This is a genomic window from Pseudonocardia abyssalis, from assembly GCF_019263705.2.
Taxonomy (GTDB): domain Bacteria; phylum Actinomycetota; class Actinomycetes; order Mycobacteriales; family Pseudonocardiaceae; genus Pseudonocardia; species Pseudonocardia abyssalis.
Genome location: NZ_JADQDK010000001.1, coordinates 3,571,942 through 3,586,554, shown reverse-complemented (window position 1 = coordinate 3,586,554; position 14,613 = coordinate 3,571,942). Strand labels below are relative to the sequence as shown.

Below are 14,613 nucleotides of genomic sequence, written 5' to 3'. Positions count from 1 at the left end.
GTGCCGAGCCCTAGCGTGCGGGGCGTGACCGACGCGCCCGTACCGCCGCCGCTCGACCTGCTCCTCCCGCAGGCCGGGCAGGCGGTCGACCGCCTCCTGCGCCGCGTGGTGGCCGCGCACGGCCTCACCCCGACCTCGCTGGGCGTACTCGGCGTGCTCGCCCGCGGTCGCCCGGCGGCGCACCGGGAGCTCGCGGCCGGGCTGGGCGTCGCCCCGGCCACCCTCACCCCGGTCGTCGACGCGCTGGAGCGGGCCGGGCAGGTGGTGCGGGTCCGCGACGCGGTCGACCGCCGGATCGTGCGCGTGTGCGTCACCGACGCCGGACGGGGGTGCTACCTCGCCGCGTTCACCGCCGTCGCCCGGGACCTGCGACGACACGTCCCACCGCCCCCTCCCGCGGTCCGTGCCTACCTCCACTCCGTGCTGGCGGCCCTCGACGGGTCAGCCGATGCGGACGGCCGTCCAGCGCCAGCGGCCGTCGTGGAGGTCGAACCGGGCCGCGAGGGCGCGCACCTGGCCGTCGAGCTCGACGGCCAGCGCCACCTCGGCGGCGTCCGGCCGCGGATGGCAGAGCCGGACCCGGCGGAAGCGGGCCGGTGACCGCCGGGTGACCGGGCGTCGCGCGGCCACCACCCGCCAGTAGCGCACGACCTCGTCCTCGGAGTGGGCCGCGAGCTGGCCGGTCGGGCGCCTGCCGTCGAGGACTTCGCAGCCCAGGCGCAGCAGCCGGACGATGGCGTCGAGCGCCCCGGGCGGCTCTCCACCGGTCCCGGCGGCGACCGGTGGGCGAGGGGGGACGGCGCGCACGAGCGCCGCGGCCGTTCCGGGCGCGGGCTCGTAGGACACGGGACGCAGCCGGGGACGGGCGGTCTGCGGGGTGGTGGGCGACGGGGTGGCGGCTGGCGGGACGGTGGCCGATGGCGCGGTGGGCGATGGCGCGGTGGGCGGCGGGGCGGTGGGCGGCGGGGCGGTGGGCGGCGGGGCGGTGGGCGGCGGGGCGGCGGGCGACAGGGTGCTGGTCACGGGGTGACGGTGCGCCGGGTGGGCGGTCGGTCGCGGCGGTTCCGATCGGTTCGGGACCGTACGGTCCGGGCCCGAATCGTGCGGCGACTTGCCGGGCGGACCGCGCCGCGCGGCCTCTACCGTGTGGCCGTGGCGTTGCGCGGGCTGGTCATGGACTTCGGCGGGGTGCTCACCGACGGCCCCGACGTGCTCGACCTGGTGCGCCGGGCCCGTGCGGCCGGTTGCCGCACGGCGCTGGTGTCCGACGCGCACGTCGTGCCCGACGAGGTCGCCGCCCTGTTCGACGTGCTGGTGCTCGGTCCGGCGCTCGGGGTGCGCAAGCCCGATCCCGAGGTGTTCCGGCTCACCGCGGACCGCCTCGGGCTCGGCGTCGACGAGTGCGTGGTCGTCGACGATCTCGCGGTGAACGTCCGCGGCGCCCGGGCCGCGGGGGCGGTGGTCGTGCACCACGTCGATCCCGACCGCACCGTCGACGAGGTCGAGGTGCTGCTCGGGCTCGCATGAGAAGGGCCCGCGTCCCGGACGGCGCAGTGCCGTCGGACGCGGGCCCGGTTCCAGCTCGGCTAGGGCCGAGCGGTCACTGCTGCGGCGGCGCGGGCGGCGGGGTCTCGAGCTGCTGCTCGTCGGCCGGGGCGCCGTCCGCGGGGGCGGGCGCGGGGGGCGCCTGCTGCGTGGTGTCGCCGGCACCGGTGCGCTGCTGCGCCTGGTCGACGAGCCCGTCGATGTGGCCCTCGTGCCCGGCGAACCGACCCTTGGCGGCCTCGCCCGCCTTGTCGAGGGCTTGGTCCACCTTGTCGTCGTGCTGGTTCAGGAGGTCCTTGGCCTTGTCCAGAAAGCTCATACCCGCACCTTGGCGTGGATCGCCGTCGAATGCACGCCGGCGTTCACCCGATCGGGCGTAGACGAACGTGTGACGGTCGGAGTTCGTCGACGCTGTTGACCCCCATGAGCTGCAGGGTCCGCGTGATCTCGCCCGTCAGGATCTCCACCGCCTTCTCGACGCCGCGCTGCCCCCCCGCCATCAGGCCGTAGAGGTAGGCCCGCCCGATCAGTGCCGTCTGCGCGCCGAAGGCGATCGCGGCCACGATGTCGGCTCCGTGCGTGATGCCCGTGTCGACCCACACCTCGGCACGGTCGCCCACCGCGTCGACGACGGGCGGCACGAGCTCCAGCGGCACCGGCGCCCGGTCGAGCTGGCGGCCGCCGTGGTTGGACAGCAGTACCGCGTCGGCACCGGCGTCGACCACACGACGGGCGTCGTCGACGTTCTGGATGCCCTTGATCACGAGCTTGCCGGGCCAGGTGCCGCGCAGCCAGTCGACGTCGTCCATCGTGAGGGCCGGGTCGAACACGCGGTTGATGAGCTCGGCGACGGTGCCGTCCGTCGACTCCAGGCTGGCGAACGTCAGGGGGTCGGTGGTGAGCAGGTTGACCCACCAGTTCGGGTGCATCGCCCCGTCGACGAACGTCCTGAGCGACAGTGCGGGCGGAATCGTCAGCCCGTTGTGGACGTCGCGCAGCCGGGCCCCGCCGACGGGCGTGTCGACGGTGAGCATGAGGGTGTCGTAACCGGAGTCGGCGGCGCGCTGCACGAGGTCCTTCGCCACCGAGCGGTCGCGCCACAGGTAGAGCTGGAACCACTTGCGGGCCCCGGGTGCGGCCGCGGCGACGTCCTCGATGGTCGTCGTGCCCATCGTCGACAGCGCGTACGGGATGCCGACCCGCTCCGCGACGGCCGCGACGGCCCGCTCGCCCTCGTGGTTCATCATCCGTGTGAACCCGGTGGGCCCGAACGCGAACGGCAGGGCCGAGCGCTGCCCGAGGACGTCGCGGCCCAGGTCGACCGCGGAGACGTCGCGCAGCACCGTGGGCGTGAACTCGACCCGGTTGAACGCCTCGCGGGCCCGGTTGAGCGACAGCTCGCCGTCGGCGGCGCCGTCGGTGTAGTCGAACACCGCCCGCGGGGTGCGACGCTTCGCGATACGCCGCAGGTCGGCGATGCTCGCCGCCCCGCTGAGCCGGCGATCGGTGCCGTTCCACTGGATCGGCGCCGGCCGCAGCAGCGGGGCGAGCTCGGACGGGCGGGGGAACCGGCGCTGGACCATGTCCCCAGGGTAGGTCGCCGCGTCGCCCGCCGCGGTATCGCGCACCGCGCCCGGCTATCGCCGTCGGGCCAGCTCGAACGACGCCACCGCGCCGGCGCTGGCGACGCCGAGCGACTCCACGCCGCCGTGCATGGGGATGGCGAGGACGCCGTCGAGGTACGGGCGCACGGTCTCCGACAGCCCGTCGGTCTCGTTGCCCAGCACCAGCACGACGCGCTCGGGCAGCGCGGCGTCGAGCAGCGACGACCCGCCCGCGTCGAGGCCGTACAGGGTGAACCCGGCCTCGCGCAGGGCCGCGCAGCCCTCCTCGACGGTGCCCGACCGCAGCACCGGCGCCCGGAACGCCACCCCCGCCGACGCCTTGACGACCAGCGGGTCGATCGCGGGGACGCCGCGGCGGGGGAGCAGCACGCCGTCGAGCCCGGCGGCGGTGGCGCTGCGCAGGATCATGCCGACGTTCGAGGGGTTCGTGACGCGGTCGAGCACCAGGACGGCGGCGGGCGCGTCGGGGCCGAGTTCGTCGAGGAACTCGCCGACCGGCGCCATCCGCGGCGCGACGACGTCGGCGAGCACGCCCTGGTCGTGGCGCCCGTTGCCGGCGAGGACCTTGACGCGGTGGGCGGACGCGCGCTGCACCTGTACCCCGCGGGACCGGGCGGCGTCGAGGATCGTGCGCACCGGCTCGCCGCGCAGCCCGTCGGCGACGATCACCTTGTCGACCCGCAGGTCGGGGTCGTCCAATGCCTCCTGGACGGGCTTGCGCCCGTACACGGTGATGAACGTGTCCTTCGGCGATCGGGGGTCCGGCACGCGTGCAGCCTAGGATCGACCCCATGCCGCCCCGGCTCTCGCCCCTCGACGCCTCGTTCCTCTACCTCGAGCAGCCGACCACGCCGATGCACGTCGGAGCCGTCTCGATCTTCGAGCGGCCCCCGTCGGGTTTCGACTACGACACCCTCGTCGGGCTCATCGAGCAGCGGATCGCCCTCGTGCCCCGCTACCGGCAGAAGGTGCGGCACGTGCCGGCCAACCTGGCCCGCCCGGTCTGGGTCGACGACGTCGACTTCGACGTGGCCTACCACGTCCGCCGCTCCGCGCTGCCCAAGCCGGGATCCGACGACCAGCTGACGGAGCTCGTGGCGCGGCTGATGTCGCGACCGCTGGACCCGACGCGCCCGCTGTGGGAGATGTACCTGGTCGAGGGGCTGGAGCGGGGCCGGTCGGCGATCCTGACCAAGACCCACCAGGCCATGGTCGACGGCATCAGCGCGATCGACATCGGCCAGGTCATCCTGGACATCTCCACTCCCGAGGAGGACGCGGCGGCGCCGAACGGCCGCGGTGGGGCGCGGGGCCCCGGCACGCACCCGGAGCTGTGGATGCCGCGACCGGAGCCCACCGACGTCGACCTGGTGCTGGGGGCGGTCGCGGAGGCCGTGGCCCGGCCCGGTCTGGTCGTGGAGAACGTCGTCGCGGCAGCGGGGGACGCGGTGGCCACGGTCGGGAAGGTCGCGGGCGGGTTCGCGCAGCTGTTCTCCATGGCGCGCGCGGCGAGCAGGCGCGCCCCGGGCACCCCGCTCAACGTCGACATCTCCACGCAGCGCCGGTTCGCGATCGCGCGCACCGAGCTGGAGGACTACCGGCGCGTCCGCGCGGCCCACGGCTGCACCGTCAACGACGTGGTGCTCAGCGTGGTCGCGGGCGCGCTGCGCGACTGGCTGCTCTCCCGCGGCGAGCCCGTCACGTCGGGGTCGTCGGTGCGGGCGATGGTGCCGCTGTCGGTGCGCGGCGAGGCCGACGTCCCCAGCACCGCGACGGCGGGCTCGCTCGGCAACCGGGTGTCGTCGTTCATCGTCGACCTCCCGGTGGGGGAGCCGAGCCCGGTCGTGCGGCTGCACCACGTCACGCACGCGATGCGCGAGCACACCGCGTCGGCGCACTCGGTGGGGGCCGACACCCTCGTCCGGATCGGCGGCTTCGCCCCGCCCACGCTGCACGCGCTCGGAGCGCGGGCGGCGAGCGGGATGTCGAAACGGATCTTCAACCTGGTCGTCACGAACGTCCCCGGCCCGCAGTTCCCGCTCTACGCGGCGGGGGCCCGGATGCTGGAGATGTTCCCGGTCGTGCCGCTCGCGAAGGGCCAGGCCCTGGCCATCGGGCTGACCTCCTACGACGGTGGTGTCTACTACGGCTTCAACGGCGACCGCGACGCCATGCCCGACGTCGAGGTGCTGGCCGGCCTCGTCGACGAGGCACTCGACGAGCTGGTGGGGACCGTGACATGAGGGTGTACATCCCGGCGACCTGGCCGATCCTGGCCCGGATGGTGAAGAACGGCCGGCTCGACCCGATGGGCGGTACGGCGTTCGCGCTCACCCCGAAGCTGCGGGAGAGCTACACCGCGGGCGACGAGGAGGAGCTGGAGTACGCCGCGATGGCCGAGGCCGCGCGCGCGTCGCTGCGGCTGCTCGGCGTCGAGTTCGGGCTCGGCGAGGACGACGTGCCCGCCCGGCGGGTCGTGGTGGCGGCCGACGTCGAGGCCACCCTGCGCCCCGACCTCGACGACGGTGCCGTGCGGATCTCCGGCGGCGTGCCGATGTCGGCGATCGCCGCGGTGCACGTCGACACCGAGGAGGCCGAGTACGCGGTGCGACAGGCCGCGGGTGCGGTCGACGCCGCAGACATGGGCGACCTCGACGCCGAGTTCCTCATCGGCGAGGCCGAGGACCACGAGCTGGCCTGGTACGACCCGTCCGAGATCGCGTTCCTGGTGGAGCTCGGGTAGTCAGCGGGCCTTCTTCCGCCACGCGCTGTAGGACGTCACCGGCCCGGCGTGCGGGCGGAACAGCCACGGCCAGGGGTGCACGCGCACCGGGGCGACCGCCGCGGCCCGCGCGGCGAACCCGGGCACCGGGGCGTGCGTGACGGCGACCGCGCGCCCGGCGAGCTCGTCGGCGACGACGCCGCGGTGCACCTGCACCGGCCGGCGCGTCCCGAGGTCGGCGAGGGTCTCGGCCAGGAACACCAGCCGCTTGCCCGACAGGCGCAGCCGCGCGAGCAGCGGCTCGTCGAACACGAAGACCGCGGGGACGTCGGGGTGGGCGGCCAGGGCGGGGTCGGCGTCGCCGAGGGACTCCGCGGTGAGCCACACGGCGTCGGGCTCGCCGTCGCCGTCGGGTTCCCGGGGGCCGCCGGTCGCCTCGGGATCGGGGTCGGCGCGCAGCCGCGGGTCGGGGTCGACCCGGTCGGCGGGGGCGTCCGGCGGCCAGTCCTGGATCGGGCACGCGTCGCTCAGCGCGCAGTCGCGGCACAGCTGCGGGGCCCGCTTCTGCACCTGCCAGCGCGAGAAGCCGTAGGGCTTCCCGGTGCCCGCACCGATGCTCCACTGCCAGCCCAGCCGGTTCGCCGCGCGGGAGCCGTCGAGCAGGTGGGTGAAGAAGCGGTCCTCACCCTCGGTCCACTCGGCCCCGGCGCGCACGGTCCACTGCGAGGACAGCCACATCCGGGTCTGGTTGACCAGCCAGCCGTCGGTCTCCAGCTCGGTGACGCAGCTCGACACGCAGTTCATCTCCGCGGGCCACGGCTCGTCCCATGACCGGGCGGGTCGCGGCGGGGCGGCGCGGAGAGCGGTGGCGTTGCGACGGCCCACCCGCGCGTAGAGGTGCCGGGCGTACTCCTGCCAGGCCAGCTCGTCGCGGAACTTCGTGCGGTCCCGCGGCGGGGCGTCGGCGGCGGCCGACCAGGCCGTCGGCAGGTCGATCAGGCCGTGCCGGATCCACGGCGACAGCTTCGTCGCGCCGCGGCGCCCGACGGGCAGAACCTCGTTGCGGCGGGCGGCGTAGCCGGTGAGGTCGAGCCCGGCGAGGGCCGTGTCGGCGGCCACCTGCCCGCCGCGGAACGCGGGGGACGCGGCGGGCTCGTCGCAGCACAGGTCGGCGAGGTGGTCGCGGACCCAGTCCACGGCGGTGCCCGGGGTGGGCGCGGGGAGCAGCACGGTCCCAGTCTCGTGCCGCCGGCCACCCACCGCGCGCCGACACCCACCCCGCCCCCACCCCGCGAGTCGCTGTTTCCCGGCCCGCGAGTCGCTGTTTCCCCGCCCGCGAGTCGCTGTCCCCGTCCGGGCGGGTCGGCGGCCCGCCGGCGGCGGAATCCGGTCGACCCCGGTGGGGGGACCGGGGACTGTGGGGGTGTGGACAGTGCCCTCACCGCCGTCGCCCGGCTCGCCGTCCGGCTCGGGCTGCCCGCCGACGACCTGCGGGTGGAGTCCGACCGCGGCAACCCGCTCGTGCACCTCGCCCCCGCCCCGGTGCTGGCCCGCGTCGCCACCCTGGCCGCGACGGCGCGGAAGGACCCCGCGGCGTGGCGCGCACGCCCGGGGCGGCCCGGTCGTGGCCCCGGCGGCGCACGCCGGCCCGCACGACGTCGACGGGTTCGCGATGACGTCGTGGGAGTTCCGCGAGGTGCGGCCGGGCCGGGCGGACCCGTTCGTCGTCGGCGCGTCCCTCGGCGCGCTGCACCGGGCCCTCGACGGCGTGCCGGGCCTGCCCTGGCTCACCCCGGCGACGACGCAGGTCACCGACGCCCTCGACGTCCTGGAGGAGTCGGGCGCACGCCCCGCCACCGAGATCGCGGCGCTGCGGGAGCGCCACCGGGCGGTGCTCGCGGAGCTGCGGGGCTCGGCCCCGGTCGCGCTGCTCGGCGACGCCCACCCGGGCAACCTCCGCCGCGACGACGACGGCTGGTTCTGGGTCGACCTGGAGGAGACCTGCACGGGCCCGCCCGAGTGGGACCTCGCGGTCGCGGGCGGCTGCGACGGGGTCCTCGCCGGGTACGCGAGCGTCACCGGGCGGGTGGTGGACCCGGCGTCGCTGGGGCCGTTCGCCGCCGCCCGCGACGTGGAGGCCGCCGCGTGGCCGGCCGTGATGGTGCTGGCGCGCCCGGACACCTACGCCGCGGCGGCGCAGGCGCGGATCGCGCAGGTGCTCGCCCGGGTGGCTACCGGACCTGGGTCTGCGGCGGCGGGGCGATCGTCGCGGCCTGGCCCCAGTCGCGGTAGCTGCTCGTGATCGCCAGCGTGCCGATGCCGGGCAGCTCCTGGCGGGCCGCGCTGCGCAGCGGGCGGTGCGCGCCGTCGACCCACAGCGTCGAGGTGATGCGCGTCAGCCCGCCCCGCACCTGCTGCTCGAGCTGCGCCTTCAGCGCGGGGTCGGCGGTGGTCTCGGCGGCCCGCGCGAGGTCGGTGACGATCGTGTAGCGCACCGCGGGATCCCCGCCGATGACGTCGTCGGCGGCGTCGCTGATCAGGGTGGCGTCGGCGTAGCGGGCCAGGGTGACGGTGAGGTCGGCCCGCTCGGTGAGCTGGTCGGCCTGCGCGATCAGCTGCTGTGCCCCCGGGTCGGAGCTGGCCGGGTCGACCCGGACCCACGGCCGGTCGTCGCCGCTGGTGGCGGGCATCCGTAGGTAGACGGCGTCGGGGAGGACGACGAACCCGGTCACCTGGGGGTCGGCCCCCGGTTGCGTGACGACCTGCGTGAACGCCAGATCCAGGTCGGCGTCGCTGATCCGGATCTCGCCTGCCCCGGTGAAGCGCAGCCGGGCGTCGTCGGCGCCGACGAGCTCACCGCGCAGGCTGAACCGCGCCGTGCGGTCGACCCGCTGCTGCGCCGACACGGCCGCGATCAGCTCGTTGATGTCGTAGTAGCGGGGCAGGGCCGCCGGGGCGGGGTCCGAACCGCTGCAGCCGGCGAGCGCGCCTGCCACGAGCAGCAACGCGAGCAGGCGGGGGATCCACGAAGCCACCACGGCACCTCCGGTCGGGGGTCGAGGAACCGTATCGGTCGGTCACCGGAGCGCGACGAGCACCCGCCGCAGCGCGGCCAACCGGCCGGGGCGCAGCAACCCCTGCTCCACCCGGGCGTCGAGGGCGCACTCGGGATCGGCGGGCGGGCCGAGGTGCCCGCAGCCGCGGGGGCAGTCCTCGATCGCCGTCGCCAGGTCCTCGAACGCGGCGGGCACGTCGTCGGCGGTGACGTGGGCCAGCCCGAACGACCGGACGCCCGGAGTGTCGACGACCCAGCCGTCGCGCCCGTCGGGGGTGCGCGGCAGCGGCAAGGCCAGCGCGGCGACGGTCGTGTGTCGGCCCTTCCCGACCGACGACACGACGCCCACGGCCCGGTCGACGCCCGGCAGCAGTGCGTTGACCAGCGTCGACTTGCCCACGCCGGAGTGCCCGACGAGCGCGGACACCTTCCCCGCGAGCAGCGCGGCGAGCTCGGTCGGCGGCTGGTCGCGCCGCGTCACGACGACGGGGAAGTCGAGCTCCCGGTAGGCCTGCGCGAACGGCTCGGCGTCGGCGAGATCGGCCTTGGTCAGGCACAGCACCGGACGCAGGCCACCGGCGTAGGCGGCGACGAGGCAGCGGTCGACGAAACCCGTGCGCGGCACCGGATCGGCCACCGCGGTGACGATGACGAGCTGCTCGGCGTTGGCCACGACCACCCGCTCGAACGGGTCGTCGTCCTCGGCCGTGCGCCGCAGGACGGTGGAGCGCTTCTCGACGCGGACGATCCGGGCGAGCGTGTCGACGTCGCCGGACAGGTCGCCGACCAGCCCCACCCGGTCCCCGACGACGATCGGGGTGCGGCCCAGCTCCCGCGCACGCATCGCGGTGACCGGGGGGCGGGTGCTGTCGCCGTCGGGTGCGCAGGTCCACCGCCCGCGGTCGACGGTGGTGACCATGCCCTCCGCGGCGTCGGCGTGGTCGGGGCGCTGCTTGGTGCGCGGTCGCGACCCCCGGCGCCCGGGGCGGATCCGGACGTCGGACTCGTCGTACTCCCGCTTGCTCATGCCGTCACCCGAGCAGCGCCGTCCAGCGATCGGGGAAGTCGGGGATCGTCTTGTCCGTGCACCCGATGTCGTCGATCTCGACGCCGGGCACCACCAGCCCGACCAGCGCACCCGCGGTGGCCATCCGGTGGTCGGCGTAGGCGCCCCACGCGGCGCCGTGCAGGCGGGCCGGACGGATCTCCAGGCCGTCGTCGGTCTCGGTGACGTCGCCGCCGACCGCGCTGATCTCGTGTGCGAGCGCGGCGATCCGGTCGGTCTCGTGCCCCCGGATGTGCGCGACGCCCCGGATCCGCGACGGCGTGGTGGCGAGTGCGGCGAGCGCGGCGACGGTGGGGGTCAGCTCGCTCGCGTCGTGCAGGTCGACGTCGACGCCGAGCAGGGCGTCGGGTCCGTGCACCGTCATGCCGTCCGGCCCGGGCTCGACCGTGCAGCCCGCCTGCGCGAGCACCGACAGGATCTCCGCACCCGGCTGTGTGGACCCCTCGGGCCAGCCCGCGACGGTGACCGAGCCGGCGGTCAGGGCCGCGGCGGCGAGGAACACCGAGGCGTTGGACAGGTCGGGCTCGACCGCCCAGTCGCGCGCGGCGATCGGGCCGGGGGCGACGTGCCAGGTGTTGGGCTCGGAGTCGTCGACGTGCACGCGGGCGGTGCGCAGCATCGCCACCGTCATGTCGATGTGCGGCAGCGACGGCACCGGCTTGCCGTCGTGGTGCACGGTGACGCCCTTGTCGTAGCGGGCGGCCGACAGCAGCAGCCCCGACACGAACTGGCTCGACGCCGACGCGTCGATGACGACGTCGCCGCCGGTCAGCGACCCGGTGCCGCGCAGCGTGAACGGCAGACCGTCGCCGTCGATCTCGGCGCCCAGCGCCCGCAGCGCGTCGAGCACGGTGCCCATCGGGCGCTCCCGGGCGCGCGGGTCGCCGTCGAAGGCCACCGGGCCGTCGGCGAGTGCCGCGGCGGGCGGGACGAACCGCATGACCGTCCCGGCGAGGCCGCAGTCGACGGACCCGCCGCCGCGCAGCCCGTCGTGGGCGCCGATCGTGACGTGCTCGCCGTCGACGGTGACGGGCACACCGAGCGACCGCAGTGCCCCGACCATCAGTGCCGTGTCGCGGGTGGCGGGGGCGCCGGACACCGAGGCCGGTCCGCCGGACAGCGCGGCGAGCAGCAGCGCGCGGTTCGTCACCGACTTGGAGCCGGGCACCGACACCCGTCCGCGGACGGGGCCGGTGGCGACGGGGGCGGTCCAGGGCGTGGTCACGCCGACATGATCCCCCATGGGCCGGTCGCCGGGCCCGGCCCGCCCGGATGATCACCACCGACCGCACGGCCGGGCCCCGGGGAGGGCCGGGACGTCGGGATCGCGACGATCGTGCGGCGCGTCCACGGCACGGCGGTGTCGGAGATCGGCCGGCGGGCGCGTCGAGGTGCAAGATGGACCCATGTGCGGCCGCTACGCCTCGATCAAGGCGCCCACCGACCTCGCCGACGAGTTCCGGGCAGTCGACGCCACGGACGGTGCGACGGAGCCCGACTACAACGTCGCCCCGACCAAGAGCATCGTCACGGTGGTGCAGCGCCACCCGCGCGACGCCGACGGCACACCCGACCCGGACGTCACCGAGCGCACGCTGCGCCTGGTGAAGTGGGGCCTCGTCCCGTCGTGGGCGAAGGACCCGAAGGCGGGCGCGCGGATGATCAACGCCCGGTCCGAGACGGCCGCCGAGAAGCCCGCCTTCAAGCGGGCGATGAACGCGCGGCGCTGCCTGATCCCCGCCGACGGCTGGTACGAGTGGCAGCGCGGGCCGGACCACAAGCAGCCGTACTACACCCGCTATGCCGACGGCTCCTCCCTGGCGATGGCGGGCATCTGGGAGTTCTGGAAGCCGAAGGACGACCCGGAGAACGCCTACCCGGACGGCCTGGTCACCGCGTCCGTGCTCACGACCGGGGCGGTGGGCGACCTGGCGCAGGTGCACGACCGGATGCCCCTGCTGCTGCCGCCGTCGGCCTGGGACGCCTGGCTCGACCCCGACACCGGCGCCGACGACGAGTCGGTCGCCGCGTGGCTGGTGCCCCCGTCCGACGAGCTGGTGGGTTCGCTGGAGCTGCGACCGGTGTCGCCGCTGGTCAACAGCGTGCGCAACAACGGGCCCGATCTCCTGGCGCCGTTCGAGGACGTCCCGGAGCCCCTGCAGCTTGATCTGCTGGCGGGGCCCAACCCGGCATGACCGAGGTCGCCACCCCGCACGGGCCGGCCCGGATCACCCGGCACGACGCGGCCGACCCGCGTGCGGTGCTCCTGCTGGGCCACGGCGCGGGCGGCGGGATCGGGGCGCCGGACCTGGTGTCGGCCACCGCCGCGGCCACCGCGGCCGGGGTCTCGGTCGTGCTCGTCGAGCAGCCCTACCGCGTGGCCGGGCGCCGTGCTCCCGCCCCGGCCGGACAGCTGGACACGGCGTGGCTCGCGGTGGTGGAGCACGTCCGGGGTGGTCTGCCGCTGGTGTTCGGGGGCCGGTCCTCGGGCGCGCGGGTGGCCTGCCGCACCGCGGGCGTCGGGGGGGCGGTGGGCGTGCTGTGCCTGGCGTTCCCCGTCGCGCCGCCGAGGACCCCGGAGAAGCACCGCCTCGCCGAGCTCGCGGCGCCGACCGTCCCGGTGCTGGTGGTGCAGGGCGCGAACGACGCCTTCGGCGTCCCCGACCCGGCGCCGGGCCGCGAGGTGGTGGTCCTGCGCGGCGACCACGGCCTGAAGTCCGACCACGTGGCACTGAAGGCCGCGGTGACGACCTGGCTGACCGGACGACCCGGCTGACCGGACGACCCGGCTGACCGGACGACCCGGCTGACCGGCCTCCGAGACGGGGCGGCGGGGTGCGGTGGGGCGCTATGTCGCGATGGGGGCGAACTCCGCGTTCGCCAGGCTCGCCAGGTCGGCCGGGGCCAGCTCCATCTCCAGGCCTCGCCGTCCGGCGCTGCAGAACACGGTGTCGAAGTCACCAGCCGAGGCGTCGATCACCGTCGGCAGGCGTCTGCGCTGGCCCAACGGCGAGATCCCGCCCGCGACGTAGCCGGTGACGCGCTCCGCCGCCACGACCTCGGCCATCCGCGCCCGCTTCCCTCCGACGGCCGCCGCCAGCGCCTTGAGATCGAGTGATGCGGTGACCGGCACGACCGCGACGGTCAGCTGCCCGTCGACGTCGGCGACGAGCGTCTTGAACACCCGCTCCGGGTCCAGGCCCAGCTTCTCCGCGGCCTCGGGCCCGTAGGCCTGCCCGGACCCGTGCTCGTAGGTGTGCAGGACGTGCGCCACGCCACCCTTCGTGAGCAGCGCTGTCGCGGGCGTTCCCCTACCGGCCATGCCACAAGGGAATCACCCGGCGGGGGCCTGGTGTTGTACGGGCCGTGACGCACGCTTTGATGGACTCCCCCCCGGTATCGCCGGGCCGCTCCGCGACGAGGCGCGTAGGCTCGTCCCGTCGTCCGACCGCCGTATCGGTGGCCGGCCCCGGGACCCGCGTGGTCCGGCGCGAGAGGAGCACGGTGCCCGGCAGCACGTCCGACCGCACCACCCCGGTCACCGACGCGGCCGAGGTCGTCGACCAGGCAGCGCTCGAGCAGGCGGCTGAGACCGTCGAGGAGCGCATGGCGCGCTTCGAGCGCGACGCGATGCCCCTGATCGACCAGCTCTACGGCGCCGGCCTGCGGATGACGCGCAACCCGGCCGACGCCGAGGACCTGGTGCAGGAGACCTACCTCAAGGCGTACTCGGCCTTCGGCACGTTCCGCGCGGGCACGAACCTCAAGGCGTGGCTCTACCGGATCCTGACGAACACCTACATCAACGGGTACCGGAAGAAGCAGCGCCAGCCGTTGCAGTCGCCGACCGACGAGATCACCGACTGGCAGATCGCCCAGGCCGGGGAGCACACGTCGAAGGGGCTGCCGTCGGCCGAGGCCGAGGCGCTCGACGGGCTGCCCGACGACGCCGTCAAGGCCGCGCTGCAGGCGCTCCCGGAGGACTTCCGGATGGCGGTGTACTACGCCGACGTCGAGGGGTTCGCCTACAAGGAGATCGCCGAGATCATGGGCACACCCATCGGGACGGTCATGTCGCGGCTGCACCGCGGACGGCGCCAGCTGCGCGACATGCTCACCGAGACCGCCCGGGAGCGTGGCTTCCTCCGTGGTGAGCAGGGCGTGCGCGGCAAGTCCGAGGAGGTCGTGTCGTGAGCTGCGGCGACCACCACGAGACCGACTGCTCCGAGGTGCTGGCCGAGGTCTGGCTGTTCCTCGACCAGGAGTGCGACCAGGACCGCCGGGCGCTGCTCGCGCAGCACCTCGACGAGTGCGGTCCGTGCCTGAGCGAGTACGGCCTCGACGAGAAGCTCAAGTCGCTGCTGGCCACGAAGTGCGGCGGGGAGCAGGCGCCGGCCGGGCTGAAGGACAAGCTGCGCCACCAGATCCGCACCGCGGTGCTGGAGCAGGCCGAGGTCACGGTGGAGTCCGGGCCCGACGGCGTCACCACCACCACGGTCGAGGTGCGTACCACCCGCATCGAACGCCGGGGCTGAACCGCCCCACGCGAAACGCCGGGACCCCTGTGGGTCCCGGCGTTCGGTGTCTCACGAGTCCTTCA

At 75.3% G+C, this 14,613-nt stretch carries 17 protein-coding genes and 1 pseudogene; 9 read left to right on the top strand and 9 right to left on the bottom strand.

Features of this window, described 5'->3' with window-relative positions:
• Positions 1–288: pseudogene (locus I4I81_RS17370) on the top strand (MarR family winged helix-turn-helix transcriptional regulator); the annotation flags it as partial.
• Between the two features lie 153 nt (positions 289–441).
• Here I4I81_RS17370 and I4I81_RS17365 read toward each other — a convergent pair.
• Positions 442–1,023, bottom strand: a complete 582-nt coding sequence (locus I4I81_RS17365) for an Rv3235 family protein (RefSeq protein WP_226363424.1) — start codon at positions 1,021–1,023, stop codon at positions 442–444.
• 129 nt (positions 1,024–1,152) lie between these two features.
• Between I4I81_RS17365 and I4I81_RS17360 the strand changes: the two genes are divergently transcribed.
• Positions 1,153–1,527: an HAD-IA family hydrolase gene (locus I4I81_RS17360; RefSeq protein WP_226363423.1), complete on the top strand. Its 375-nt coding sequence runs from the start codon at positions 1,153–1,155 to the stop codon at positions 1,525–1,527.
• Positions 1,528–1,600: 73 nt separating this feature from the next.
• Here I4I81_RS17360 and I4I81_RS17355 read toward each other — a convergent pair whose 3' ends face one another.
• The 3 genes from I4I81_RS17355 to I4I81_RS17345 are packed head-to-tail and all read right to left on the bottom strand — an operon-like array spanning position 1,601 to position 3,938.
• The gene (locus I4I81_RS17355) at positions 1,601–1,864 is read right to left on the bottom strand and encodes an antitoxin (protein ID WP_218616178.1); all 264 of its coding nucleotides are present in this window, start codon (positions 1,862–1,864) and stop codon (positions 1,601–1,603) included.
• A gap of 43 nt (positions 1,865–1,907) precedes the next feature.
• Positions 1,908–3,128 (bottom strand): alpha-hydroxy acid oxidase, encoded by a 1,221-nt coding sequence (locus tag I4I81_RS17350; protein WP_218605745.1) that lies wholly within the window; start codon positions 3,126–3,128, stop codon positions 1,908–1,910.
• A 54-nt stretch (positions 3,129–3,182) separates the two neighbouring features.
• Entirely contained in the window at positions 3,183–3,938 is a 756-nt protein-coding gene (locus tag I4I81_RS17345; protein WP_218605744.1) for a TrmH family RNA methyltransferase, read from the bottom strand.
• Between the two features lie 23 nt (positions 3,939–3,961).
• Here I4I81_RS17345 and I4I81_RS17340 point away from each other — a divergent pair, with 23 nt between their 5' ends.
• Positions 3,962–5,413 (top strand): WS/DGAT/MGAT family O-acyltransferase, encoded by a 1,452-nt coding sequence (locus tag I4I81_RS17340; RefSeq protein WP_218605743.1) that lies wholly within the window; start codon positions 3,962–3,964, stop codon positions 5,411–5,413.
• Positions 5,410–5,913, top strand: coding sequence for a DUF6912 family protein (locus tag I4I81_RS17335; RefSeq protein ID WP_218605742.1), 504 nt, complete (start codon positions 5,410–5,412; stop codon positions 5,911–5,913). Before I4I81_RS17340 ends, I4I81_RS17335 begins: the two co-directional genes overlap by 4 nt.
• Here the strand turns inward: I4I81_RS17335 and I4I81_RS17330 are convergent, their stop codons facing one another.
• On the bottom strand, positions 5,914–7,122 hold the full coding sequence (locus I4I81_RS17330) for an FAD-binding domain-containing protein (protein ID WP_218616177.1): 1,209 nt from the start codon (positions 7,120–7,122) through the stop codon (positions 5,914–5,916).
• On the opposite strand from I4I81_RS17330, the gene I4I81_RS17325 reads away from it, so the two are divergent.
• A complete protein-coding gene (locus I4I81_RS17325; protein WP_308187685.1) occupies positions 7,094–8,194 on the top strand; it encodes a phosphotransferase in 1,101 nt (366 codons plus the stop codon). The genes I4I81_RS17330 and I4I81_RS17325 overlap by 29 nt on opposite strands.
• Here the strand turns inward: I4I81_RS17325 and I4I81_RS17320 are convergent.
• Genes I4I81_RS17320 through aroA form a run of 3 tightly spaced genes read right to left on the bottom strand, consistent with a single transcriptional unit; the run spans position 8,124 to position 11,238 of the window.
• On the bottom strand, positions 8,124–8,927 hold the full coding sequence (locus I4I81_RS17320; protein ID WP_218616175.1) for an SCO4651 family lipoprotein: 804 nt from the start codon (positions 8,925–8,927) through the stop codon (positions 8,124–8,126). The genes I4I81_RS17325 and I4I81_RS17320 overlap by 71 nt on opposite strands.
• Positions 8,928–8,969: 42 nt before the next feature.
• Positions 8,970–9,974, bottom strand: coding sequence for a ribosome small subunit-dependent GTPase A (gene rsgA, locus I4I81_RS17315; protein WP_218603702.1), 1,005 nt, complete (start codon positions 9,972–9,974; stop codon positions 8,970–8,972).
• 4 nt (positions 9,975–9,978) lie between these two features.
• On the bottom strand, positions 9,979–11,238 hold the full coding sequence (gene aroA / locus I4I81_RS17310; RefSeq protein WP_218603701.1) for a 3-phosphoshikimate 1-carboxyvinyltransferase: 1,260 nt from the start codon (positions 11,236–11,238) through the stop codon (positions 9,979–9,981).
• Positions 11,239–11,419: 181 nt separating this feature from the next.
• On the opposite strand from aroA, the gene I4I81_RS17305 reads away from it, so the two are divergent.
• Positions 11,420–12,208: an SOS response-associated peptidase gene (locus tag I4I81_RS17305; protein WP_218603700.1), complete on the top strand. Its 789-nt coding sequence runs from the start codon at positions 11,420–11,422 to the stop codon at positions 12,206–12,208.
• On the top strand, positions 12,205–12,789 hold the full coding sequence (locus I4I81_RS17300; RefSeq protein ID WP_218603699.1) for an alpha/beta hydrolase family protein: 585 nt from the start codon (positions 12,205–12,207) through the stop codon (positions 12,787–12,789). Before I4I81_RS17305 ends, I4I81_RS17300 begins: the two co-directional genes overlap by 4 nt.
• A gap of 72 nt (positions 12,790–12,861) precedes the next feature.
• On the opposite strand, the gene ybaK is transcribed toward I4I81_RS17300, so the two are convergent.
• Positions 12,862–13,335, bottom strand: a complete 474-nt coding sequence (ybaK, locus tag I4I81_RS17295) for a Cys-tRNA(Pro) deacylase (RefSeq protein ID WP_218603698.1) — start codon at positions 13,333–13,335, stop codon at positions 12,862–12,864.
• Between the two features lie 182 nt (positions 13,336–13,517).
• Here ybaK and I4I81_RS17290 point away from each other — a divergent pair, with 182 nt between their 5' ends.
• Together I4I81_RS17290 and rsrA are read left to right on the top strand one after the other, a co-directional pair.
• Entirely contained in the window at positions 13,518–14,207 is a 690-nt protein-coding gene (locus I4I81_RS17290) for a sigma-70 family RNA polymerase sigma factor (protein WP_226363421.1), read from the top strand.
• Positions 14,204–14,548: a mycothiol system anti-sigma-R factor gene (gene rsrA, locus I4I81_RS17285; protein ID WP_218603697.1), complete on the top strand. Its 345-nt coding sequence runs from the start codon at positions 14,204–14,206 to the stop codon at positions 14,546–14,548. Before I4I81_RS17290 ends, rsrA begins: the two co-directional genes overlap by 4 nt.
• The last annotated feature ends 65 nt before the right edge of the window (positions 14,549–14,613 follow it).